The following is a 23201-nucleotide window of genomic DNA, read 5'->3' on the forward strand; positions in this document are numbered from 1 at the left end:
AAACCGGGGCGATCATGGCTGAGCAAGAAACGCTGAAGCAGAGATTAAACAAACAGTTCGGCCTGTTGAATCAGGAGCGGACAACATTCGATCCCCACTGGCGTGACCTGTCTGATTACATCAGCCCGCGCTCCAGCCGCTTCCTCGTTTCCGATGCAAACCGTGATAACCGCCGCAACACGCAGGTTGTTGACCCGACCTGTACCCTGGCTGAGCGCACTCTCTCCAGCGGCATGATGTCCGGCATCACCAGCCCCGCGCGCCCGTGGTTCACGCTGTCAGTTTCCGATCCGGCAATGAAAGATTACGGCCCGGTAAAAGTCTGGCTGGAAGATGTTCAGCGCCGCATGAATGAGATTTTCAATAAGTCGAATCTCTATCAGTCATTGCCGATCGTCTATGCGCAGCTTGGCACTTACGGCACGGCGGCTATGGCGGTACTGGAAGATGACGAGGACATAATCCGCACGTACCCGTTTCCAATCGGGAGCTACTACGTATCAAACAGCTCTCGTCTGAGCGTTGACACTGTATTCCGCAAATTCCGCATGACTACCCGCCAGCTGGTTGAGCAATTCGGCCTGGATAACGTCAGTGAAACCGTTAAAGGCCAGTGGAATACGCGCTCAACAGAAACATGGCACGACGTCATGCATGCCGTTTATCCCAACGTCAACCGCGATACCGGAAAGCTGGACGCCAAAAACAAGCGTTACAGCTCTGTGTATTACGAATGCGCCGGTGATGACAAGGTGCTGCGCGAATCAGGCTTTGATGAATTCCCGATTCTGGTACCTCGCTGGGAAGTGAATGGCGAGGATGCGTATGGAAGCAACTGCCCAGGCATGACCGCATTAGGTCAGGTCAAAGCGCTGCAGCTTGAACAGAAGCGTAAAAGCCAGCTCATCGATAAAGCGACAAACCCGCCGCTGGTGGGGCCTTCATCGCTCAAACAACAGCGGATATCTCAACTGCCTGGTGCGGTGACCTACCTCGATCAGCTGACAGGGCAGGACGGTCTGAAGCCGCTTTACATGGTCAACCCGAACACCGGTGACCTGCTGAACGACATTCAGGACACGCGCGAAACTATCCGCAGCGCCTATTTTGTTGACCTGTTCCTGATGCTGCAAACCATTAACACCCGCTCCATGCCAGTGGAAGCGGTCAATGAATTGCGCGAAGAGAAACTGCTGATGCTCGGCCCGGTGCTTGAGCGCCTGAATGATGAGTTTCTCGATCCGCTGATTGACCGGGTATTCGCCATCATGTCCCGCAAGGGCATGCTGCCACCTGCCCCGGAAGTTCTCCAGGGTACCGCGCTGCGCATTGAATATATCTCGGTCATGGCCCAAGCGCAGAAGTCTATCGGCGTCAGCAGCATGGAGCGTTTCGTTGGATTCGTCGGCAGCATGGCACAGGCCAAACCGGAAGCGCTGGACAAAATCGACGTCGACAAACTCATCGACAGCTATGGCGACTCTATCGGCGTATCACCAACCGTCATCGTTCCAGAAGAGCAGGTGCAGCAGATTCGTCAGCAGCGCGCTGAACAGATGCAGATGGCACAGCAGATGCAGATGGCCCGCGAGGCTATCGGCGGTGCCAAGGATTTAAGTCAGGCGAATCTTGAAGGCCAGAACGGCCTGACCGCCGTAGCCGGAGCAGTGCAGCAATGACTGATTTCGAGCAAAGCCAGGAACTGGCAGATCAGCAGTTACAACAGCGCCTTGCCGCAGAACGTGAGCGTGATGACCTGATCCACGTCATGGAAAGCCAGCAGGGCCGCCGCGTCATCTGGAAGGTTCTGGAAGGTGCTGGCGTGTTCTCTGTCTCTTTCACGGGTGACAACAACCAGACCAATTTCAACGAAGGGCGCCGCAATGAAGGCTTGCGCCTGTTCACAGAGGTGATGACTCATTGCCCTGATCTCTATCTGACCATGGCTAAAGAAGCCAGAGAGAGCGAGGAAAAACCCTGATGCCTTTTACCGACATTAAGTTTGTGCGCACGTCATCCATTGCAGAGTTGGAAACAATGCTGCCACCGATGCTGAAGCAGGGCTATCAGCCTTATGGCGCTGTTCAGATTCGCAGCTCATCAAGTTCTCAGGGTGGCTATGACTTCTTTCAGGCAATGGTAATGGGCGACAGCTCCGTGCTGGCTGCCAATCAGAAGTTGCTGACCGATGGTGACAGCGTGACCGTGCAGAACAGTGCCGGCGTCGCGGTGAGCGGTACGCACAAGATTTCCATCGTCAACGGCGTGGTGGTTCTAAAGCTCGACCCAACAGTGGCCACCCTGGCAAACGGTCAGGTCATTAACAGCGTGCCCGTCACCAATAACGCAATTCTGGCGATCGGCACTGCAAACAGAAAAGTCACCAGCACTGTATCCGCTGGTTCAGTTACCAATTTAGCGATCGTCTAAGGGGTTTTATGAACGCGTTATTTCGCAAGATTTTCAACGTCCGGTTTCAGTCAGAAGCAGCAGCGCCTGAAGCACCAGCACCAGGCGCCGATGCAGGCGCGCCAGCAGCAGAGCAGACAGCACAGACCGGAACTGAACAGCCATCGGGCACAGAAGGCGCTAAAGCTGAAGGCGGTGATGGTCAGCCAGCGGAAGGTGAGGCGGGTAAGGATGGCGACGGCGAAGGCAAAAAGCCTGAAGAACAGAAGAAGCCAGAAGGCGCGCCGGAAGCCTATGAGTTCAAAGCTCCCGAAGGCAGCGAGCTGGACAAAGCGGCTGTTGAGCAGTTCGAGCCAATCGCCCGTGAACTTAACCTGTCACAGGAGCAGGCGCAAAAGCTGGTCGATCTGTATGGCACCAAAGTCATGCCGCAGCTGATGAAGCAGCAGGCCGACACCTGGCAAAAGCAGGTGGCCGACTGGGGCACCGCGACCAAAGAAGATAAAGAGATCGGCGGCGAAAAGTTCGAAGCCAATCTGACCCGCGCTAAACAGGCAATGGATAAATTCGCCACGCCTGAACTGCGCGAGTTTTTAGAGACAAGCGGCATGGGCAACCATCCAGAGTTGATCCGTGTGTTTGTGAAGGTTGGCGCGGCCATGTCTGAGGACAGCCTGGTCACGGCAAATGAGAAAGGCCAGCGTTCGGCGGCCGACGTACTTTATGGCAAAAACTGAGGAAAAAAATTATGGCTGTTAAAGGCTTAACTGCGCTGACGCTGGCTGACTGGGGTAAGCGCGTAGATCCAAACGGTAAGATTGACAAAATCACTGAGCTGCTTTCGCAGACCAACCCAATTTTGCAGGACATGCTGATTGTGGAAGGTAACCTTCCTACCGGTCATCGCACCACTGTTCGCTCAGGTCTGCCTAACGCTACATGGCGTTTGCTGAACTATGGCGTACAGCCCAGCAAGTCAACCACGGTACAGATCACTGATTCTATCGGCATGCTGGAAAGCTATGCGGAAGTTGATAAATCACTGGCTGACCTGAACGGAAATACGTCTGAATTCCGCCTGTCTGAAGACCGCGCGTTTATTGAAGCGATGAATCAACAGATGGCACAGACGCTTTTCTATGGCGACACCAGCGTTAACCCGCAACAGTTCATGGGGCTGTCATCACGCTACTCCAGCAAGACCGCCGGAAATGGCCAGAACATTATCGACGCTGGTGGTACCGGCACCGATAACACGTCTATCTGGCTGGTGGTATGGGGTGAAAATACCGTTCACGGCATCTTCCCTAAAGGCCAGAAAGCTGGCTTACACATGGAAGATAAAGGCCAGCAAACGCTGCGTGATGCCAACAACAACCCGTATGAAGGCTATCGCACCCATTACAAATGGGATAACGGTCTGTCACTGCGTGACTGGCGTTATGTCGTTCGTATCGCAAACATCGATGTCAGCGATCTGTCTGTTCCTGGCTCTGCTGCCAACATCGTCAGTCTGATGGTTAAGGCGCTGCACCGCATCCCTAACCGCGGCATGGGTAAACCGGTGTTCTATATGAACCGCACAATCGGCCAGGCGCTGGATCTCCAGTCACTGGACAAAGCTTCTCTGGCGCTCAGCGTCAAGGAGACTGAAGGCGAATGGTGGACTTCTTTCCGTGGCGTCCCTATCCGTGAAACTGATGCGATTCTTGAAACAGAAGCGCGCGTAGTTTAACCCCTGACTAAACCGGCGGGCTGATACCTGGCCCGCCTAATGGAGAAATAAAGATGATCCTCGACAAACTGTTGATGTTCTCCGAAGCGCAGGCGGTGACCGCTTCTGCTGCTTCAGCCGACGTTATCGACCTGGGCCCAATCGACGGCACGCGCCGCGATATTGGTGTTGGCTACCCTCTGGAATTCTGGGCAACCGTGAATTCCACAGCGGCCGCCGCCGGTGCTGCCACGGTCAACATTCAGTTGCAGACCAGCCCTGATAACAGCACCTGGACCACGCTCACCTCTACGGGTGATCTGGCTCTGTCCGCGTTGACTGCTGGCAAGCGTGTCATGTCACAGAAGGTTCCCCAGGGTGTTCAGCGTTATCTGCGCGTGAACTACGTTGTGGGCACCGGTCCGCTGACCGCTGGCGCATTCACCGCCGGTATTAACCTGGATGTGGATAACAACGCACCGTATCCGATCCGCTCTCGCATCACTGGTTAAGGGGCGCGTAAATGTCAGAAGTCACTAAAGAAAAGGCAAAGTATCGCGTTCTGCGCCTGTCCCACATTCACAACAACCTGTGGCCTGAAGGCTCAGAAGTTGATTATGACGGTGAGCCGGGCACCGCGCTGGAGCCATTAAACGATGCCGCTAAGGCGGCTAAGAAAAAAGCAGAGAAGAAAGGGAAGGCTGTTGAAGTCATCGTGCCAAACGGAATCGATAACCCGCCACCCGCTGGCGGAAACGGTAACCAGCCAAACCCTGAAGGCGGCAATGGCGGAAACGGTCAGGGTGATGAAGATCTGGACAAGCTCCGAGAAGAGTATGAAGGACTCTTTAACGAGAAGCCTCACTTCAACTTCAAAGCCGAAACCCTCCGCGAAAAAATCGCAGAGAAGCGACGCGAACTCGGTCAGTGACCGGCGATAAGACAGGGGCCGGTTGGCCCCTTTTTTTCAGGAGTGAGCCTGTGGCATCCGTAATCGAAATCTGCAACATTGCACTCAGTCGCCTGGGCAACAGCCGCACCATAAACAGCCTGACTGAGAAAAGCAAAGAGGCGGGCCTTTGCGACCTGCACTATGAGTCTGCCCGCCTTGAGGTGCTTGCAGACTTTGACTGGAACTTTGCTATTAAGCGTGTCGCGCTGGCTGACACCGGCGCAGCGCCAAGCGACTGGCAATATGCCTACCGTTACCCGACCGACTGCCAGCGCATCGTCGATATCATGGTGCCCGGCATGCGTAACCCGCCGGAACGTTGCCGCATTGAATATCAGACAGGTTCGGATTTCGAAGGTACAGGACGACTGATTTACACGGATCAGCCTGATGCCTGGCTCCGTTACGTCAGTGATATTTCAGATCCCAATATGTTTGACCCGCTGTTCCGCAGCGCCCTGTCATGGAAGCTGGCCAGCGAAATCGGTATGCCCCTGGCATCGGCCCCCAATCTCGTTCAGAACTGCCTGACAATGTATTCGCAGATTATCCGCAGCGCGGGCAGCCACTCAATGAATGAGAGCCAGGAACCTGTAGAGCCACAGAGCGAATTCACCAGTGCGAGGTTAAGCTGATGTCCAACAGTATCATCCAGCCCTCATTTGCCGGTGGTGAGATTGCACCAAACGTATATGGCCGCATTGACCTGGCAAAATATTCCGTGTCCCTCCGCCGGTGTCGTAACTTCATTGTGCGCCAGTATGGCGGGGTGGAGAATCGGCCGGGCACGCGCTTTATTGCAGAGGCAAAATACCCAAACAAAAAGTGCCGACTGATCCCCTTCCAGTTTTCGACCGTACAGACCTATGCGCTGGAGTTTGGTGACGGTTATATGCGTGTATTCAAAGACGGCGGCCAGGTGCTGAATTCTGCAGGTGCTGTCTATGAAATTGCGACACCCTATTTGGAAGCAGATCTGTTTGACCTGAAATACACCCAGTCAGCTGATGTGATGACCATCTGCCATCCCAACTATGCGCCCCGAGAATTACAGCGTTATGCGCACGATAACTGGGCGCTGGTTGAAGTCGTAACCAAAAACGGTCCCTTCGAAGACGTAAATATCAATAAATCCGTAGTGGTATATGCAAGTGGTGAAACAGGAACCATCACGCTTACAGCAAGCAGTTCTATTTTTGGAACTGAGCAAAACGGAAAACTTTTTTATCTTGAGCAATCATCCATAGACAACATCCCAGTGTGGGAGTCCGGAAAACCAGTTACCGCTGGGATTGTTCGCAGGGCAGGCAACAATTATTACCGGGCCTCATACGCTGGCACAACTGGTTCATTGCGGCCATCCCATACTGAAGGCGTTTCTCTTGATGGCTGGGGAGGAACAGGAGAGGGATCAACAGGTGTTCCCTGGGAATATCTGCATTCTGGTTTTGGTATTTGTCGTATTGTTTCTGCAAATGGAACCACTGCTTCAGCAGAGGTAGTCTCACGCATTCCATCTAATGCTGTTGGCAGTGGTAACGGCTCTTATAAATGGGCCCGCTTCGCATGGAACAGCGCCAATGGCTACCCTGGCACGGTGGTCTATTATCAGCAGCGCCTTTTCTTCGCCGCATCACGCGCCGCACCACAAACCATCTGGTCGAGCCGGTCTGGAGATTATAAGGACTTTGGCAAAAGCTCACCCATTGCTGACGATGATCGCATTACTTACACATATGCAGGACGCCAGGTAAACGAAATCCGCCACCTGATTGATGTAGGATCCCTGGTTGCACTAATGTCTGGCGGCCAGTTCAAGATTAACGGCGACCAGAACAAGGTGCTTACACCCAGTTCGTTCTCTTTCAGCTCACAGGGGGCCGACGGCGCCAGTTCAACACCGCCCATCACAGTCAGCAATATCGCGCTGTTTATCCAGGAAAAGGGCAGTGTTGTTCGTGATCTGGCTTATTCATTCGACGTTGACAGCTATCAGGGAAGCGATCTTACCGTACTGGCTAACCACCTGTTTCAGGGTTATCAACTTACCGACTGGTCATTCTCTGTCGTGCCTTATTCGGCAGCCTGGGCTATTCGTAATGATGGCATGTTACTGACCCTGACTTACCTGCGTGACCAACAGGTATTCGCCTGGGCACCGCAGCCTACTGATGGGAATTTTGAGTCAACATGCAGTATCAGCGAAGGCACAGAGGATGCTGTTTATTTTACAGTGCAGCGGACCATTAATGGACAGTCTCGTCGCTATATTGAACGGCTTTCAACGCGGCAGTTCAGTTCAGATGTTGATGCTTTCTTCGTTGATTGTGGCCTTAGCTATGATGGCAGGAATACCGATCAATCACGCACCATGACAGTAGGCACCACCGACAGCACCTGGAAATGGTCATCACCTTTGACGCTTAGTGCCTCGGGTGTGGCCTATTTCACATCGGCCAATGTCGGTGAGGAAATTCACATTTCCTACCAGCAGGCAGAGGATGATGAGCTGGTTGATAAAGTCCTTCGGTTAAAAATCGGCGCCATTATTTCGTCGAACCAGGCTTCTGTCACCGCTAACCACGACATCCCTTTGATTCTGCAAAACCAGCCATTAACACAATGGAGCAAGGCTGTATCTCATTTTTCAGGGCTTGATCATCTGGAAGGTAAAACAGTCAATATCCTGTCAGATGGCAATGTTGAGCCGCAAAAGACAGTCACTGGCGGCGCAGTCGATATCAGTACGCCGGGTGCCGTCGTCCATATTGGCCTTCCTGTGACAGCTGAGTTTGAAACCCTGGACGTGAATATTACCGGACAGGAAACGCTGCTTGATAAAAAGATGATCATTTCTCAGGTTAGCCTGCTGGTCAACTCCAGCCGGGGAGTGTTTGCCGGTACCGACGGTAAAAATCTTTATGAGTATGCGCAGCGGGAATATGAGTTTTATGACAATCCTGTAGAGGATGCTACCGGCACGATCGATATCAGCATTGATGCTAACTGGGGAAAAGGTGGCCGCGTGTATGTTCGCCAGGAAGATCCGCTACCACTTTCAATCCTGGCTGTAATCCCGTATGTGTCAGTGGGGGGAAGATAATGCCAGAGGTTTCGATAGTAGCCGCCACGCCGGAGCATGCCGCTGATCTTGTCTCAAACGTGAGACAGGCCGACATAGAAGAATTTGAATCAGGCTGGTCAATGACGCCTGCGCAGGTACTGGACTATGGCCTTGCCCGTTCAGCATTTTGCTGGGCCGGGCTGGTGGATGGCGAGGTGGTGGCTGTTTTTGGTGTGACGCCCGCGAGTATTTTAACCGGTTATGGAACGCCATGGCTGATTGCCTCAGACAAGCTTGAAAGCCATTCACGCGCTTTTATCCGCCACAGCCGCCCTTTACTCGCTGGCATCCTTGAGTCATTCCCCCGTCTTGAGAATTATGTAGATGCCAGAAACATTGCGGCTAAACAGTGGCTGCACTGGCTGGGATTCAAACTTGATGAACCAGCACCGGCCGGACCAAACGGCATGCTGTTTCACCGCTTCACCCTGGAGAGAAAATAATGTGCGGACCCGTTGCTATCGGTGTGGCCATGCTTGCAGCTACTGCAGCATCTGCTTACAGCCAGCGCCAGCAGTCGAAATATCAGTCAGAGCTTGCCAACTACAATGCTGACCTGCAGGAGAAATCCGCCGACGCCGCAATAAATGCTGGTAACGCGCAGGCAGATCAGATGCGTGCCCGGGCGCGTCAGCTTTCAGGAACGCAGGCGGCGACTATGGCAGCCAGTGGCGTCGACCTGGGCGGTGGCACAGCTGTGGATATTTTTGGCGACACAGCGCAAATGGGTGAACTTGATGCGCTGACTACAGTGAACAACGCAAAAGCACAGGCGTATGGCCTCCAGACGCAGGCCGCTGGTAACCGTTCACAGGCATCAGCACTGAGTTCTTTTGGAAATCAGCAGGCGGGTATGACGTTGCTCAATGGGGCGCTGGGTGCTTATTCAGGATATACGTCAGCAGGTGGTAAAAGCCCGTTCTCATCATCTTCGTCTGTCGGCGGTTCCACTAATTCAAGCGCATTTGGCGGACTGAAAAGCAGTCGTTACGGCAGCAACAGCTTTACCTTTTAAGGACTGAAACTATGCCAACGGTACCTACGTATAACTCCAGGCAGACCAGTGACCAGGGATTACCAGCGCCACAGGTAAGCGTCCAGACCAGCCCTGATAATTTCGGGGCCGGGCTGGCAGAAACCGGTAACCGGATTGCCGGTATTCTTGCTGATGAACAGCACAAGGCGAATGTTGCACAGAGCCAGAATGCTTTGCTTCAGTTCCAGTCTTTCGCTGAGGATCAGTTCAATAACACTGACAACGGTCTGTACACGAAGCAGGGTAAAAACGCAGTAGGTCAGTCAGAACTGGTCCTGTCTAATATCCGTGGGAAAGCTGAAGAACTTGCGCAGCAGGTGCCGGAGTCAATGCGGCCGCAGTTCATGCAGCAGATTAATCAGGCCGGTATGCAGTACAAGCGCCAGGCTAACACGTATGAGATTGGTCAGGTTAAAGAGTACGAGGAAGGCCAGTTTAAGGCGTTGCAGCAGGCCACAGTGACAACCGCCCAGGGACAGTACAACGACCCGCAGGCATTTACTGCGACCGTGAAGCAGGGTTTTACAGCGATAGACCAGTTCGCTGACGCTCATGGCTGGAGTGATGAAGAGCGTGCCAGCGCCAAAAATAAACTGAAAGAGCAGTCTGCTGATGGTGCGCTCTCCGCCGCGTCGACGCAGAACTATATGGACTTCATCAGCCGGAACGGTGAGCCGGGGGATTATGCCGGCGCGGTACGCGTTTCTGGTTCAACCGGTGATGCGCGGGGGCTGCGTAATAATAACCCTGGCAACATTGAAGCCGGTAAAAACACCTGGGACGGGCAGACCGGAAGTGACGGCCGCTTTGCAAAATTCGTTACCCCTGAACACGGTATCCGCGCGCTGGGTAAAAACCTCATGTCATATGGCAGTCAGGGATACGATACTGTCAACGAGATCGTAAACCGATGGGCGCCCGCCAGCGACGGCAACAACACAGCGGCCTATGTGAAAGCGCTGTGCAGTCAGCTGGGCGTAAAGGCTGATGATCAACTGAACCTGACAGATATTAACGTACTCAAGAGTCTGGCAACTGGCATCGTCAAACATGAAAACGGCAGCGTGCCATACAGTCCCGATCAGCTTGATACCGGGATCCGTGCCGCTCTTGGCTTGACAGCACTGGATACACCAAAGCGTTACACCGGCAACGCTGCTTTTGATGCTGCTTCGCCAGAGGCGCAGGCCGCGTATCTCCGCCAGGCAAAATCAATGCAGGGCCAGGCGCAGACACAGCTTAAGGCGCAGCTTACCGATCAGCTTTCCGATGCAAAAGCCGCCTACATGAAAGGGGTAGAGTTCAGTAATCCACCATCACAGGAGCAGCTGATTGCCGCATGGGGTTACCGCGAGGGCACGCAGCGATTCAACGATCTGCAGAATGACCGTGTTGCCGGTCAGTATATCGGCTCTTTCCGTACCATGCCGACAGCCAGCATTCAGCAGTATGTTGCCGGGCTTAAAGCCGAGTTAGGGAACGGTGAAGGATTTGCCAGCCGTTCGGGCGCTTATGACCACGTTGCCGCCGCAGCTAAGCAGGTCATTTCCATGCGCGAATCCAACCCCTATCAGGCCGCCATGGACATCGGGGCATACAAACCGATCACCGGAAGCAGCCCGGCGGACATTACCGCAGAAGTGAAAAACCGCGCAGCGGCATCGGGTCAGCTACAGCAGATTGGCATTAATGCTCCAATCCTTTCACGGGAAGAGGCGGCAAACGTCAGCAATCAGGTTCGGGGCACCACGGATGTCAATCAGTCGATCTCGCTTTTACAGAGCTTTGGCCGCAATCTGCAACCTGACGCCCTGCGCAAAGTCGCCTCAGCTATAGCGCCTGACAGCGCAGCAACAGCGTATTCAGCGCTAATCCTTGGCATGCCAGATAATCAGTATGACAACCGATCTCCTGTCATCCCATACAGTCAGTTTGTGCCTTACAAGCCAACGATGAATAAGTATGACGTGGCTAAAACCATCCTCCAGGGCGACCAACTGATAAACCCAACAAAGTCACAGAAAGAGGCTGGCATCAGCCCGGTCAAGTTGCCGTCGGATGACAAGCTGAAACAGACCTTTGATGATGCTGTCGGTTCATCGTTCTCGCATAACCCTCAGGCGCGCCAGATGGCATGGTCTATCTATAAATCTGCCTATGCCGGACTGGCTTATACCAATGGTGACAATGACGGCGTGAACACCAAAAACGTTGACAGTGACATTGCTGAAAAGGCTGTGCAGATGGCAACCGGCGGGGTGCTCAAAGGCTTCAACGGTGGTGATGTGGTGATGCCCTTCGGCATGGATAAATCGACGTTTAAGGATAAATACACAGCGGCAGCCGGCGAGGCATTAAAGGCCGCCGGACTCAATCCGGCCGGGCAGAACAATTTTATTCCGGTTAACGTCGGTGACAGTCAGTACCGGCTGGTGACCGGCAGCGGGCGCTGGGCGACAGACCCACGTACCGGCGCGCCTGTAACAGTGAGGATCCAGTAATGTCTGACTTATTTTCACTGGCCCCCGAGGGGCAGGTGTGGGCAGATAATCAGGCAGCGGCAAAGCCAGCACAGCCTGACGATTATGATCCCAGGTGGTATGCGGGCAATGGCTCCGCGCTTTTCCGTGGTGCTGCAGAGGGATCTATCGGCCTGTTACAGACCGGTGTAGAAGCCGCAAAGCTTTCCCCTACCTACAGCAGCCTGCGCGGCATCGTGCCAGATTTGGATGAGGTGGTAGACAAGAACTTTGCCGAGGTTCAGAAATCGCTCAACGATGCGCGTGAGGCCGTCAAACCAGCGCCAAACAGCCAGGGTATCGCGGCTGATATCCTTGAAGGTCTGGGCCGCTTCGCTCCAGCCATTGCTGCAACTGCTGCGGCCGGTCCGGTAGCGGGTGGCGCAGTTGCGTTCGGCAGCAGCCTGGAATCCACAAGACAGGATTTTCTGGCCAAAGGGGTCAATGAAGATACGGCCGGAACGCTGGCGCTTGAACAGGCCAGCGCAGACGCGCTTGGAATGGCGCTACCCGCCGGGGTGGGTGCCAGACTGGCGACAAGATTACTTTCCGGTGTGGCTATAAATACGAGCTTTGGAGCGGCTAACCGTTTTGCCCTGGGTGAGACGCTGGAATCCAGTGGCTATGATGAACTGGCTAAGCAATATCGTGTATGGGATAAGCAGGCCATGCTGGTGGATGGTGTGCTGGGCGCAACGTTTGGTGGCGTACATCACCTCACGGCACAGCGCGCTGACACTGCACTGGCTGATACGCAGTCAACATCGCCAGACACGATCAATACCGAATCGCCTACAACATCGGCTAACGACGCGCCTCCGGTTGCCGACACGGTGCCCGCTCAGCCAGAAATTACCTACGAGTCACGCATGGCAGAGCTACAGCAGCTGTCTGATCAGGTGCTAAGTCGGGGTGACCGTAAGGCGCTTTCGCAGCAGGTTTATGACCTGCAATACCAGCATGACCAGGCGACTGCGCAGTTGCAGCAGATAAAGGACACGCCATTATCAGGCAGCGGAAAAGCACTGGCGCAGGCCCGCGCACAGCGTACTGCACAGGTGAATGAGCTTGATATGCGCATAGGTCTGCTTAAAGAGCAGATTGATCAGCGCGGTGCAACCCTGGCCGACAGCAGTCCGGGCGGCAGGTTCTACGATGCCCGCTCTGATTTGTCACGCATAGAGCAGGGGCTGATCCCCGAAAGCATGCGCGGCCTGGTACCGGAAGCGGGTATTAAACCCAGTGATGTAGATGCTGCCCATGTGATGAACGAGGGGCTTTATTACGATCTTGAATCCTCACCAGTGGTGCATGCAGATAATGCAAGCCTGAACAGTCATGTAGCAGCTATGGATCAGGCATCGCGTCAGCTGATGTCTGGGGAGCCTGTTAACGTATCAGAGCAGGTCCGCTCTCTTGCCGGTGTTCCCCATCCTGACGCTATCAGCGCAGGCGAGGCGCAGCGCGCCACCATGGCAGAAATTTACCGCGATAACGGTATCCCCGAGACGACCCGGGCGCTACAGGATAATCCGGCACCACAGGTGAGGGATGACAGCGCCTTCACTTCGGGCCGCCAGGCTGAAACTGTGGCCCCGGAGCAGGTCAGTATCGATCCTGACTCGGGTGAAACGCTTTCATCCAACAGCTTCGACCTGATGATGGCCCGTGACATGTCACGCCTTAATGATGAAATAACCGTAAGTCATCCCGATACAGGGGAGCAGGTAAGCCTGGCACAGGCACTGGCTGACCTGGATAATCAACTGGCTACTGTGCAGAAAGAATCGAACGTATACAGCGTGGCCGCTACCTGCTTCCTGAGGAACTCATAATGAAACAAGCCTGTGTTGATGCTATCACCCAGACGCTGGGCCGCCAGCCCAAAGCAGATGAACTTAAAAACATCGAAGACCGGATTAAGGAAGCGGTGCGGCAGGTATCCCGTACCAATGCCAAAAACGGTAAAGGGGGTATCCCTGACGCTGAGACATACAAGCAGGCCGCAGATCTTGTTGCCCGCCGCGTTGTGCATGACGTTTTCAAAAAGCGCCAGCGCCTGGCACAGAACGCCATAGCCATTAACAATGTGACCGAGACACTTAACCGCAACGTGCCGCTGGCGGAACAGACGCCGCAGAACCTGGCTCAGTTTATTTTCGCCGGCCGCAAGGTTTTCGGTGGTAAAGAGATTGATGTTGTCTCAGCCGAAGAACTGGCAACCGGTGCTTATCAGGACTGGACGCGCCAGCTTACTGCTGAGATCACGGCAGCCGGTGACGATGTGCAGAAGTTTTTTAACGTATTCGATCCCCGCATGGGGAAGTCCTATCAGCTGCAGTTGCTGAAAGAAATCTACGGCGAGGACACGGGCAACGCCGCGGCTAAGAAAGTTGCGAAGATTTGGGGCGATATCACTACCCGAGCCCGGCAGGAAATGAACGATAACGGATTTGATATTGGTTTGCGTGATGACTGGCACCTGCCTTACGTCGATGATGCCGATATGATCCGTGCTGCAGGTCGGGAAGAGTGGCTTAACACCCTACCGCCCGCCGAAAGGTTACAGGCGCGTGTTGCTGGCAGGATGCCGCCAGGCGACTGGGCGCGGCGCAAGTGGGTCGACGATATCTACAACACCCAGGACAGAACGCAGTTTGTTAATCCTGACGGCTCGCCAATGAACGATGTTGAGTATCGAGAGGCGCTGGAGTACATCTTCGAGAGTAAGGCCACTGACGGCGCGCAGAAGCTTGAGCCCGGCGCGTTCGCTGGCACTGGCGGTATTAAAAATCGCGGTTCACAAAGCCGCGTGCTGGCGTTCAAAGATGCCGACAGCCATTTCAATTACATGGAAAAATACACGCAGCAACCTGTTGTTGGCGTGATGATGGGCCACCTGCAATCAGCCTCCCGTGACCTGGGCGTGGTTAAAGCTTTTGGCCCCGATGCGGCCACTAACTTCCGACTGATTGCGGATCGCGTCTACCAGAAATCAGTGAGCATTGACGGTGCCGCCCGCCCGGTAGAGAAAATGAATAAAGAGCGCGAGCTGGTCCAGCGTATGTTTGACTCAATGGCGGGTCTGAATGGCGTCAACAGCACCAGCGTTTTCTCATCTGTTGTGGGTGGACTCCGTAATCTGATGACCTCAGCGATGCTCGGCTCAAGCGTGATTACGGCCACATCGGATCAGGCTGTGATGCGGGCGGCCGCCCAGGCATTAGGGTTTGACCGGAACGGGATGCGCCTGTCGGCCACCACATTACGCAACCTGTTCAGTGGCGACGCCAAGCGCGCCAACGCCGAGATAGGTCTGATGGTTGATGCTCACTCGGCAGTGATATCGAAGATGGGCGGATTTGACCTGACGCGCGGCATTACTGGCTGGTTCGCCGAGAAAACACTGAAATGGTCCGGGCTGATTGCCATGGACCGGGCAAACAAGGCGGCATTCGGCCTGCTGATGTATAAAAACATCGGTGAGCTGACACGCCGGTTTGCCACAATCGACGACCTAAAAGGAAGTGATAAGGCTTTACTGTCGCAAAAAGGCTGGAGCGCGCAGGACTGGTCTATCATGGCAGCGGCAGATTTACGGCCAATGACCACAGGCGGCCACATGGGGATGACCCCTGATGCAATCTATGCTGTGCCGGATGCCAGGATTATGGAGATACTGGCACCGCAAATTGAGCGCGTGCGCGCCGGTGCAGATGAGGCACTGGCCAGCCTGGGGGCTATGACAGATTCGCGTGCCAAAAACCTGCACCAGGCATATGACGCCGAGGTTGAGCAGACCGTAACGCGTATGGTGCGTAACGCGCGGGCTGAAGCGGCTCAAAAACTACTGGGCATAACCCATGGTGAAATGACACAGGCCATCACCACGGCCACAGGCATTGACACATATACTCGGGATCAGGGTGGTGAGCTGCTGAAAAGTTTTATGCTGTTCAAAACCACGCCTTTTGCTGGCTTCCGGCAGATGGTGACTCGCACTCAGGATTTGGAGCGCGTTCCAGCCTTGAAATTCTTTGCGGCATACATGGGAGGGACGATGATTACCGGCATGTTTGCAAACCAGATGAATGCGCTTTTATCCGGTAATGACCCGATTGATATGACTAAACCGGGTACCTGGGCGGGAGCGATGTTAAAGGGCGGCGGCTTTGGCATCTATGGGGATTTCCTCCTGCAGGACCATACGCAATACGGTTCCAGCATAGCGGCAACGCTGGGTGGCCCGAGTCTTGGGCTGGCAGAGTCATTAATGAAACTGCTTATCACTAACCCACAAAAAGCATTACAGGGTGAAGATACGACGTTCGGAGCCGATGCCATTAAAACTGCCAGGATGATTACGCCTTTTGCAAACCTGTGGTATACCAAAGCGGTAACAAACCATCTTATCATTCAGCAGTTGCAGGAAATGGCTAACCCTGGTTATAACGACCGCGTGAGAGACAGAGCGCAAAGCCAGTTTGACGTAACGAGCTGGTGGAATCCGGGCGACACTGCACCACGTCGTGCGCCTGACTGGGAAAAGGCAGTGGGAAAATGATGAACTACAAAAAATATAGTGATGAAGAGCTTTTGGAATTAAGAAAGAAAACTTATGATCGTTATGTTTCCATCAAAGGCCAAGGAGGCAATGATGTCATGATGTTTTTCTTATATGGCATTTTTGCTTTTGTTGGCGTACTAGTATGGGCGTTGGGCGAAGCGACTTCTGGCTACCCATTATGGGCAAAGGTACTCAACTATGTAATTGTGGCTTCGGGAGCAGCAGCGATTATGTATGCTAGGAAATTAGAAAACACTAGAAAATTTGAAAGAGATCATTGGCATGAAGAAATGGTAAAGATAGATTCTGAATATATATCGCGCAGGAAATAGCCCGCTTTCGCGGGCTTAATTCTATTTTGCCGCTAGCTGCGCAATGTATTGCCCATGCGTTGCCAGTTCTGCCAACAGCTTTCTGTGTTCTGCCAGATGCAGGCGGATCGCTTCAAGCTCACGCCAGGCTCCGGACACGTCATGGTCGTTGCTTGCCAGCTCTGCCAGTAGAGCATGCAGTTGCAGCCCTCGGCGGTTATCAGACATAAGAGCGGGGATCACCTCGGCAGGACCAACGTCACAGTTAGAGTAGTGATACTGGTTTTCTCGCATTTCCTTCAAGATGACGGGTACGCACTTTTCAGCAATGCGCGCAGCAGTCTTTTTGTCCGTTTCCTTTTTACCGCGTCGGGCGTCGGTAGCCTTCATCGTTGATTCAGGTTCAGCCGGTAACAGATCAGGCTGACAATGGGCATACGTTCCGGTCTGGCGAATCGACGGCAGCACTTCGCTGGTCACCCATTTACGGAAGCGGTAGGGGATGGTGCCTTTGCGTACGGCATCCCTGCAACGGAGAATCAACGTATAAAGTCCTGACTCAGAAATGATAGAAATGCTCTGAGGCCCCATTCCTGGCTGACTGTCGGTTAAACCGACAGTGTCTTTTTCATCATCATCCAGTTTTAATAAAGCGTCACGATTGTTGGTTAACCCGAGCGCATCACAAACATCAGTGGCAAAAAACCATGGGTTTCCGTTAATGGTGAAGGTTCTGATTTTTGCTGATGACTCGAACTGGAAAACAGATGTTATGCGGGAAGTATTAGTCATGGTTCGTCTCCTGTAATTTGAGAGTCACCACCTGAGGTCTCAATCTCGCTGGTGGTGAGCTGAACAGGGTTGAGACTACCGGGATACAGGAAACCGGCCAACCTTTCGGTTGCCCCGCCCAGCCCACCATTGAGGTGTTGCTGAACCGCACGCATAAAAAAACACGCTAAGCGCGTGTCGTGCGCCTGTATCTGTCCGGGGTCTCAATCCCGGCACTGGATTTTGCCAGTGCAAAAACATCATGGCGCGAAGTGTGCAGAAAGTAAAGTTACCACATTGGTAATTAAAATGGAACGGTATTAGTAATTGCAGTAATGTTTTCAGCTTTTTTCTACACATTGCTTTAGGTAGGCCAGGTGGGTGAGCACCTCTGATTTCATCTTTCTCGTTGAAGTGACATAGTTGAAGAGGGCATTCACTTCATCCCTTGCGCCGCTTACATTATTTCCTTTTCGTTCCAGTTCCTCCAGCAGTTCAATTATCCTTGAGTTCTGCGTAAGCTTTTTAATCCCTTCATCACTATAGAGATTTTGAGTGTAAGTGTCGTTTCCAGGGTAATAATATTCAGCATTATTTTTCATGATTTTCGCCCTCCTGATAACACTGTATATTTACACAGTGTTTAGCGCAAGTTTTTGGACTCCGTTCTGGTCAATAAATTTCATCAATTAATGATTGAACGCCTATTACCCATTATCCATATATGCATGGAATGCGGTAGACTTGATCGATATTTCAACGCCCGGAGTAAAAAATGACCGTATCAACCGTAGTTAACCATGAGCAGTATGACGGCAACGGAACGACAACAACATTCCCTTACAGGTTTAGGGTATTAAAGAGCAGCCACATGGTTGTTACAGTCGTGGACACAGCGGGATTAGTATCTACGCTACAGCTCGGAACTGATTATGATATTACCGGCGTCGGTCAGGTAAGCGGTGGGAATGTCATACTGAAATCACCGTTGCAGGACGGTTGGAAAATATCCCTCGACCGCGATTTGCCTGCTGTACAGGAAACGGATTTACGCAACCAGGGCCGGTTTTTCGCTGAGACGCACGAAGATGCATTCGATTACCTGACAATGCTGATTCAGAGACTTGGAAGCCAGTTCAGCCTGTCATTAAGAAAACCCACTTTCATCGCCCCTTATTATGATGCCCTTGGCAATTTCATCCGTAACCTGAGAGATCCTGTCAACCCGCAGGATGCAGCTACCAAAAACTATGTCGATAGTCTGGCCGGGGGCAATCTCAGCAAAACCCTGAGAACTGATAACCCAATACCAGCTCTGCCGGGAATTAATCAGCGTAAAAATAAGCTGGTCGCAATGGATGAATCAGGTAATCCAATCATGGTTTTGCCTGCGTCCGGATCTGCATCTGATGTTATGATAGAACTGGCCAAGCCTACAGGGGCATCGTCAATCGGTTCGACAAATGGCAATGTGCAAACCGATATTGACGCAATTAATTCCACGCTGACCAAAAGAAACGCATTTGCCTACATTGAAGATTATGCGAACCTCGTTGTGTCTGACGACTGGTCAGATGCGATACAGGCTGCATTTAACACTGGAAAAGTGGTGGTTGGCATTACTGGCAAGACGTATAAGACAACAAAGATAATCAACACTAACGGACAGCCTTTTATTGGAAAGCTTAAAATTCAACTGGCGCGCACAACAATTCCCAATGCCACCGTAGAGGTTGAGTATACAAAGGCTGGTGAAGGTGAGTTTTTCAGAGGCATTTACGTTCAGAGCGCTTACGACCTTTGTGAGTTGCTCAGAATTAAATCGATGGGGTTTAACACAATACTCCATTACTGTTATTTCGATAATGGCCCAGCAGATGTTAATGGCACAATTCCTCAGCTAATTAAAAACGCAGCAACTGCCGGTCTGAATGTCGTGGTCAACACAGAGAACAGCGTCGCTCACAATAATGGAACGGTAGCGCAGGTTGTATCTGCTGCAGATGGTTTCAGGAACGTAATTGGCTACAGCGTTATTGATGAGCCAGGCAGCAGAGGCATAAGCCTGGCAAATCAGGAATCAGCGATATCCACGCTTCGTGCCCTGACAAAGAAAAAACTTTTCTGCGTGGATTACCTGTGGGCCTATCTGAACACCTGGACCAAGCCGTGGTCGTATAATTATGATGTTTTTCTCGTTGACAGCTACAGCATGTATTATGCGTCTGGTGACCTGTCATCAAGGATAAACAGAGACCTGGGTAAAATGCGCACGGATTTAGGTGCCGCACTGAAAATGACAGGTAATGCAAAGGTCATACCCTGCTTTCAGGCCTATGTTGACCCCAACAGCAACCCTGTGGAAGCAAGGGACGGCACGTACTGTTTTGATGTCCCCCAGATAACCGGCGCTGGCAAAGTCTTTGGCAAGTCAGGTAATGGTGATTTTGCATGCTTCGTCTGGGATGCTAGTTTCAATGGCAATGTTGCCAATAACGCCGACCTTCAATCTATGATAGCTGATATAGTGAGCAGCTCAGGTAAGGGTCAGAAGTTCATCACCAATCCGATCATTTTCGGTGGTGTTGGCAGCGTTTACCAGCGGTCATTAAACGACATTGTTTCAAAGACAATAGCGAAAGATCCTGGCAATACCATTGATCCATGGCTGGGGGGAGGGGCATGGCCGGTAAGGCTTATTACCGGATCAAGCGAAACACCTATTCGAACCACAACCGCCAACATCAACATATCAGGCATAGGTTTCAATAAGTCTCGTAGCCACCTTATTACATCTCATAATGCCATGCTGTATGTCACAGGTTTCGGTGTATTTGAAAACTATGGTAACACCCTTACAGGTAGCGCATCTCTGGATATATTCACAACACCAGATGGCGGATATTTAGAGAACCTGATTTACAGTGGAGGAGTGACTTCTGGGCAGCCGTTCAGGTTTTCCAGCAAAACAACCAACAATTTTGATGGCGTTGGGGAGGACCTTGTTATCAGCCTCTCCCTGAGCAACGCATCTGACTTTATGGATAATTACCGCAGATTTGTTTACGGTATGTTTGTGTCAACAAACTGGTAGCTACTTCTTTATAAGCTCAAGGACGAGCCTCGGAGGTACAACTCTGAATGAAACTTTCTCACCAGGCTTTGCTTCGTTTATCATTCTTGCTCCCTCTCGCCAGTTCATATTTGGCAATGGACTAATAAAAAAGTTTAACGAAAACATAACCGCTGTCAGGGTACAAAAAACAATAGTAATGTATGTCTTAAAAGTACCGCGTTTAAAATTTTTAAATATCGCGACCGTCAATAATGAATATATCGCAATATGAATGTTAACGAAATATCTTTGACCCTCACCGTTTACCAATGTAGGAAGCTGTGGCATAGAGTCAGTTAATTGAGGCTTTGCCATTGAGAAGGCAAAAATCAACAGTGGAAGTGTGGCGAAAATTCTTGCCTGCCAGTTACCTTTTATAAATGTGTAAGCTACAGCAGAAATAAAGAATACATTAATGGAAATTGACAGCAGCTTGTTTTCCCACCCATATGATGCAAGATCCCACGGGAAGAAGGTATAAAGAAAAACGTTTGATGATAATATTGAGGACATCACGTCCATGCTAAACCCAAGTGGTGCTGATGACCTTGAACCTTCAAATGTTAAAAGTATTGTTGATACTTGCACAACGGCACAGAGAATCATTGCAATATAGGTTGGTTCAGTATAAAACTTAATAAAACTTTTTACACTTATGTTAGATTTGTTTTCGTTATAGTATTTGAAAATAGTCGACGCCAAAATAAAAATAATGAAAGGTCCGCTTAATCCCGACAGGATTACAAAGAATATATCATGCGCTTTCCATCCTGTGGTTTCAGGTTTTCTGGAAATGATGATCATCGCGACATAAAGCGATAAGTACCAGTGCGCGTTTGTTATGTTAGCGTGTACCTCTTGTATTCCTGGCATACAGAAAAAGTATGCAGATATGAGAGCCTTTGTGGTTATGTTTAGAAATGAGAATCTTTCCGTAAAAAGAAACCATACCAATATTGCTCTTAAAAGTATGCCAAAGAAATTAGCTACAAATGGTGCATATAATGGGTTTAAGAATGATGTAGCGCCGACAATAAGGGTGGAAACAGTCTGAAAATATCCATTTCGTGGGGTCAGCAATGAGTTTAAGAACCCGTTTTGATATGCATCCTTATACCAGAAAACAGCATCCTCAGCCCAGAACTGAGCATTTAACAATATATCTTCCCTTCTTGCCCACAAAAGCAAAAATGACAAGACTAGCACGAATGCCTTAAAGTAATTGCTTTTATAAATCCTTTCCATTTACTTAATACCTTTGTTAATTTTCTTCTTCAATAAATATCTAGGTCTGTCTTTAGTTTCAACATATATTCTACCAATATATTCCCCCAATACGCCGATACCAATTAGCTGGACACCACCCAAAAATAGTATGGAAACCAACAGAGATGGGTAGCCATGAACCGGGTTGCCGAAAGCCAGGGTATCAACAATCATCCATGCACCGTAAATAAATGACAGTGCAGCAATACCTAATCCTAAGTAGGTCCACATACGCAGCGGGAATGTAGAAAAACTTGTGATTCCTTCTAATGCAAGGTTCCAGAGTTTCCAGCCATTGAACTTTGAATTTCCTGCTATGCGTTCTGCTCTCGCATATTCTACAACCTCAACCGTTCCTCCTACCCATGAGAGGATACCTTTCATAAAGAGGTTACGTTCTGGCATCAGCTTTATGTGCTCGACAACTTCCCGTGACATAAGTCTGAAATCACCCACGTTTTCTTCTATTTTGGGAGAACTAATTTTGTTGTGTAATTTGTAGAACCATTCAGCACTCTTTCTCTTCATATGAGTATCTGATGCTCTGTCGTTTCTTTTAGCCAGGACAACGTCAGCGCCCGATTGCCACTTATCAATAAGCTTAGGAATAACGCTTACTGGATCTTGAAGGTCAACATCAATAGGTATGACTGCATCGCCAGTAGCATGCTCGAGTCCTGCAAAAAGCGCAGGTTCCTTTCCAAAGTTGCGTGTGAAGTTTAAATTTATTACGCGACTGTCAGAAGCAGCGAGTGCATTGATGATAGATTCAGTTGAGTCTGTACTGCCATCGTTTATGAAAACGATCTCAACATCTAAATCAGATAGCTCTTTCCTCACCTCTTGATAAAAGATGGGAATTGAATCTTCTTCGTTGTAGACAGGAACAATTAAAGATATTTTCATTTTTCATCCCGAAATACGATGAATTTAGAATAAAAGAAGCCCATAAAAAGACTTATCACAGAAAAAAGAATCAGAGTTATTATTGGGTTTAAGTTTAACTTATCACTCATTGACCCTATGGATGCCGCCATAGCACCCATAAACCCAATATATAAAAAGTATTTGCTAGTAGAAACTTTGCTTTTGAAAGTCACCTTTGCGTTTGCAAAAAAAGAAAAAGTAACTGCTAAGCAAAACGCAATAAAATTCGAAATGCTCTGATTACCTGATTGGCCGTAAAGAACATAGAAGGCGGCCCAGTGCAGCGCCGTGTTTATGATACCTACCGAGAAATATTTAGAGAATTTTTCAAGCATTGGCTGTTTATCGCGTGAGGTTTACCCAATCATACCACTTACCAATAAGGTAACAAAGCTAAGATTAACCTTAAAATTACCAATAACCCACATATGCATTATTGTGTATAGTATCGCCATTAACTACAGTGGAGGTGTGCTATGCACTATGCAGG

Annotated in this window: 21 protein-coding genes; 16 read left to right on the top strand and 5 right to left on the bottom strand. The window is 51.0% G+C overall.

Annotated elements, in window-relative coordinates; all coding sequences use genetic code 11:
- Nucleotides 1–14: 14 nt before the first annotated feature.
- The 15 genes from GC087_RS07155 to GC087_RS07225 are packed head-to-tail and all read left to right on the top strand — an operon-like array spanning nucleotide 15 to nucleotide 16653.
- Entirely contained in the window at nucleotides 15–1679 is a 1665-nt protein-coding gene (locus tag GC087_RS07155) for a portal protein (protein WP_324030139.1), read from the top strand.
- Nucleotides 1676–1981, top strand: a complete 306-nt coding sequence (locus tag GC087_RS07160; RefSeq protein WP_324030140.1) for a Bbp19 family protein — start codon at nucleotides 1676–1678, stop codon at nucleotides 1979–1981. The genes GC087_RS07155 and GC087_RS07160 overlap by 4 nt, the downstream gene beginning before the upstream one ends.
- Nucleotides 1981–2430 (top strand): hypothetical protein, encoded by a 450-nt coding sequence (locus GC087_RS07165; RefSeq protein WP_324030141.1) that lies wholly within the window; start codon nucleotides 1981–1983, stop codon nucleotides 2428–2430. The genes GC087_RS07160 and GC087_RS07165 overlap by 1 nt, the downstream gene beginning before the upstream one ends.
- Before the next feature lie 8 nt (nucleotides 2431–2438).
- Nucleotides 2439–3146 carry a peptidase gene (locus GC087_RS07170; RefSeq protein WP_324030143.1) on the top strand — a complete coding sequence of 236 codons (708 nt, stop codon included), beginning with the start codon at nucleotides 2439–2441 and terminating at the stop codon, nucleotides 3144–3146.
- 11 nt (nucleotides 3147–3157) lie between these two features.
- Nucleotides 3158–4144, top strand: a complete 987-nt coding sequence (locus GC087_RS07175) for a major capsid protein (protein ID WP_164482427.1) — start codon at nucleotides 3158–3160, stop codon at nucleotides 4142–4144.
- A gap of 53 nt (nucleotides 4145–4197) precedes the next feature.
- Nucleotides 4198–4635, top strand: a complete 438-nt coding sequence (locus GC087_RS07180) for a Bbp16 family capsid cement protein (protein WP_324030145.1) — start codon at nucleotides 4198–4200, stop codon at nucleotides 4633–4635.
- A gap of 11 nt (nucleotides 4636–4646) precedes the next feature.
- Nucleotides 4647–5054 carry a hypothetical protein gene (locus GC087_RS07185; RefSeq protein ID WP_324030147.1) on the top strand — a complete coding sequence of 136 codons (408 nt, stop codon included), beginning with the start codon at nucleotides 4647–4649 and terminating at the stop codon, nucleotides 5052–5054.
- Nucleotides 5055–5104: 50 nt separating this feature from the next.
- Entirely contained in the window at nucleotides 5105–5710 is a 606-nt protein-coding gene (locus GC087_RS07190) for a phage connector family protein (protein ID WP_282473024.1), read from the top strand.
- Nucleotides 5710–8178 carry a phage tail protein gene (locus GC087_RS07195; RefSeq protein ID WP_324030149.1) on the top strand — a complete coding sequence of 823 codons (2469 nt, stop codon included), beginning with the start codon at nucleotides 5710–5712 and terminating at the stop codon, nucleotides 8176–8178. The genes GC087_RS07190 and GC087_RS07195 overlap by 1 nt, the downstream gene beginning before the upstream one ends.
- A complete protein-coding gene (locus GC087_RS07200; protein WP_324030150.1) occupies nucleotides 8178–8642 on the top strand; it encodes a hypothetical protein in 465 nt (154 codons plus the stop codon). Before GC087_RS07195 ends, GC087_RS07200 begins: the two co-directional genes overlap by 1 nt.
- A complete protein-coding gene (locus tag GC087_RS07205; RefSeq protein WP_324030152.1) occupies nucleotides 8642–9214 on the top strand; it encodes a virion core protein, T7 gp14 family in 573 nt (190 codons plus the stop codon). Before GC087_RS07200 ends, GC087_RS07205 begins: the two co-directional genes overlap by 1 nt.
- An 11-nt stretch (nucleotides 9215–9225) precedes the next feature.
- Nucleotides 9226–11736, top strand: a complete 2511-nt coding sequence (locus GC087_RS07210; protein ID WP_324030153.1) for a hypothetical protein — start codon at nucleotides 9226–9228, stop codon at nucleotides 11734–11736.
- On the top strand, nucleotides 11736–13589 hold the full coding sequence (locus GC087_RS07215) for a hypothetical protein (RefSeq protein ID WP_324030154.1): 1854 nt from the start codon (nucleotides 11736–11738) through the stop codon (nucleotides 13587–13589). The genes GC087_RS07210 and GC087_RS07215 overlap by 1 nt, the downstream gene beginning before the upstream one ends.
- Complete coding sequence (locus tag GC087_RS07220) at nucleotides 13589–16318, top strand: hypothetical protein (protein WP_324030155.1); 2730 nt, start codon at nucleotides 13589–13591, stop codon at nucleotides 16316–16318. Before GC087_RS07215 ends, GC087_RS07220 begins: the two co-directional genes overlap by 1 nt.
- Nucleotides 16315–16653: a hypothetical protein gene (locus tag GC087_RS07225; RefSeq protein WP_324030157.1), complete on the top strand. Its 339-nt coding sequence runs from the start codon at nucleotides 16315–16317 to the stop codon at nucleotides 16651–16653. The genes GC087_RS07220 and GC087_RS07225 overlap by 4 nt, the downstream gene beginning before the upstream one ends.
- 21 nt (nucleotides 16654–16674) lie before the next feature.
- Here the strand turns inward: GC087_RS07225 and GC087_RS07230 are convergent, their stop codons facing one another.
- Nucleotides 16675–17424, bottom strand: a complete 750-nt coding sequence (locus tag GC087_RS07230; protein WP_324030158.1) for a BRO-N domain-containing protein — start codon at nucleotides 17422–17424, stop codon at nucleotides 16675–16677.
- 320 nt (nucleotides 17425–17744) lie between these two features.
- Entirely contained in the window at nucleotides 17745–18005 is a 261-nt protein-coding gene (locus tag GC087_RS07235; protein WP_324030160.1) for a hypothetical protein, read from the bottom strand.
- A gap of 173 nt (nucleotides 18006–18178) precedes the next feature.
- Between GC087_RS07235 and GC087_RS07240 the strand changes: the two genes are divergently transcribed.
- Entirely contained in the window at nucleotides 18179–20497 is a 2319-nt protein-coding gene (locus tag GC087_RS07240; protein WP_324030161.1) for a hypothetical protein, read from the top strand.
- Here the strand turns inward: GC087_RS07240 and GC087_RS07245 are convergent, their stop codons facing one another.
- Genes GC087_RS07245 through GC087_RS07255 form a run of 3 tightly spaced genes read right to left on the bottom strand, consistent with a single transcriptional unit; the run spans nucleotide 20498 to nucleotide 23046 of the window.
- On the bottom strand, nucleotides 20498–21763 hold the full coding sequence (locus GC087_RS07245; protein ID WP_324030162.1) for a glucosyl transferase: 1266 nt from the start codon (nucleotides 21761–21763) through the stop codon (nucleotides 20498–20500).
- Entirely contained in the window at nucleotides 21764–22690 is a 927-nt protein-coding gene (locus GC087_RS07250) for a glycosyltransferase family 2 protein (RefSeq protein WP_324030164.1), read from the bottom strand. It abuts the gene before it with no gap.
- Nucleotides 22687–23046 (bottom strand): GtrA family protein, encoded by a 360-nt coding sequence (locus GC087_RS07255; protein ID WP_324030165.1) that lies wholly within the window; start codon nucleotides 23044–23046, stop codon nucleotides 22687–22689. Before GC087_RS07255 ends, GC087_RS07250 begins: the two co-directional genes overlap by 4 nt.
- Between the last annotated feature and the right edge of the window lie 155 nt (nucleotides 23047–23201).

The sequence above is a fragment of the Pantoea sp. JZ2 genome, assembly GCF_035191405.1.
In the GTDB taxonomy this organism is placed as follows: Bacteria; Pseudomonadota; Gammaproteobacteria; order Enterobacterales; family Enterobacteriaceae; genus Pantoea; species Pantoea stewartii.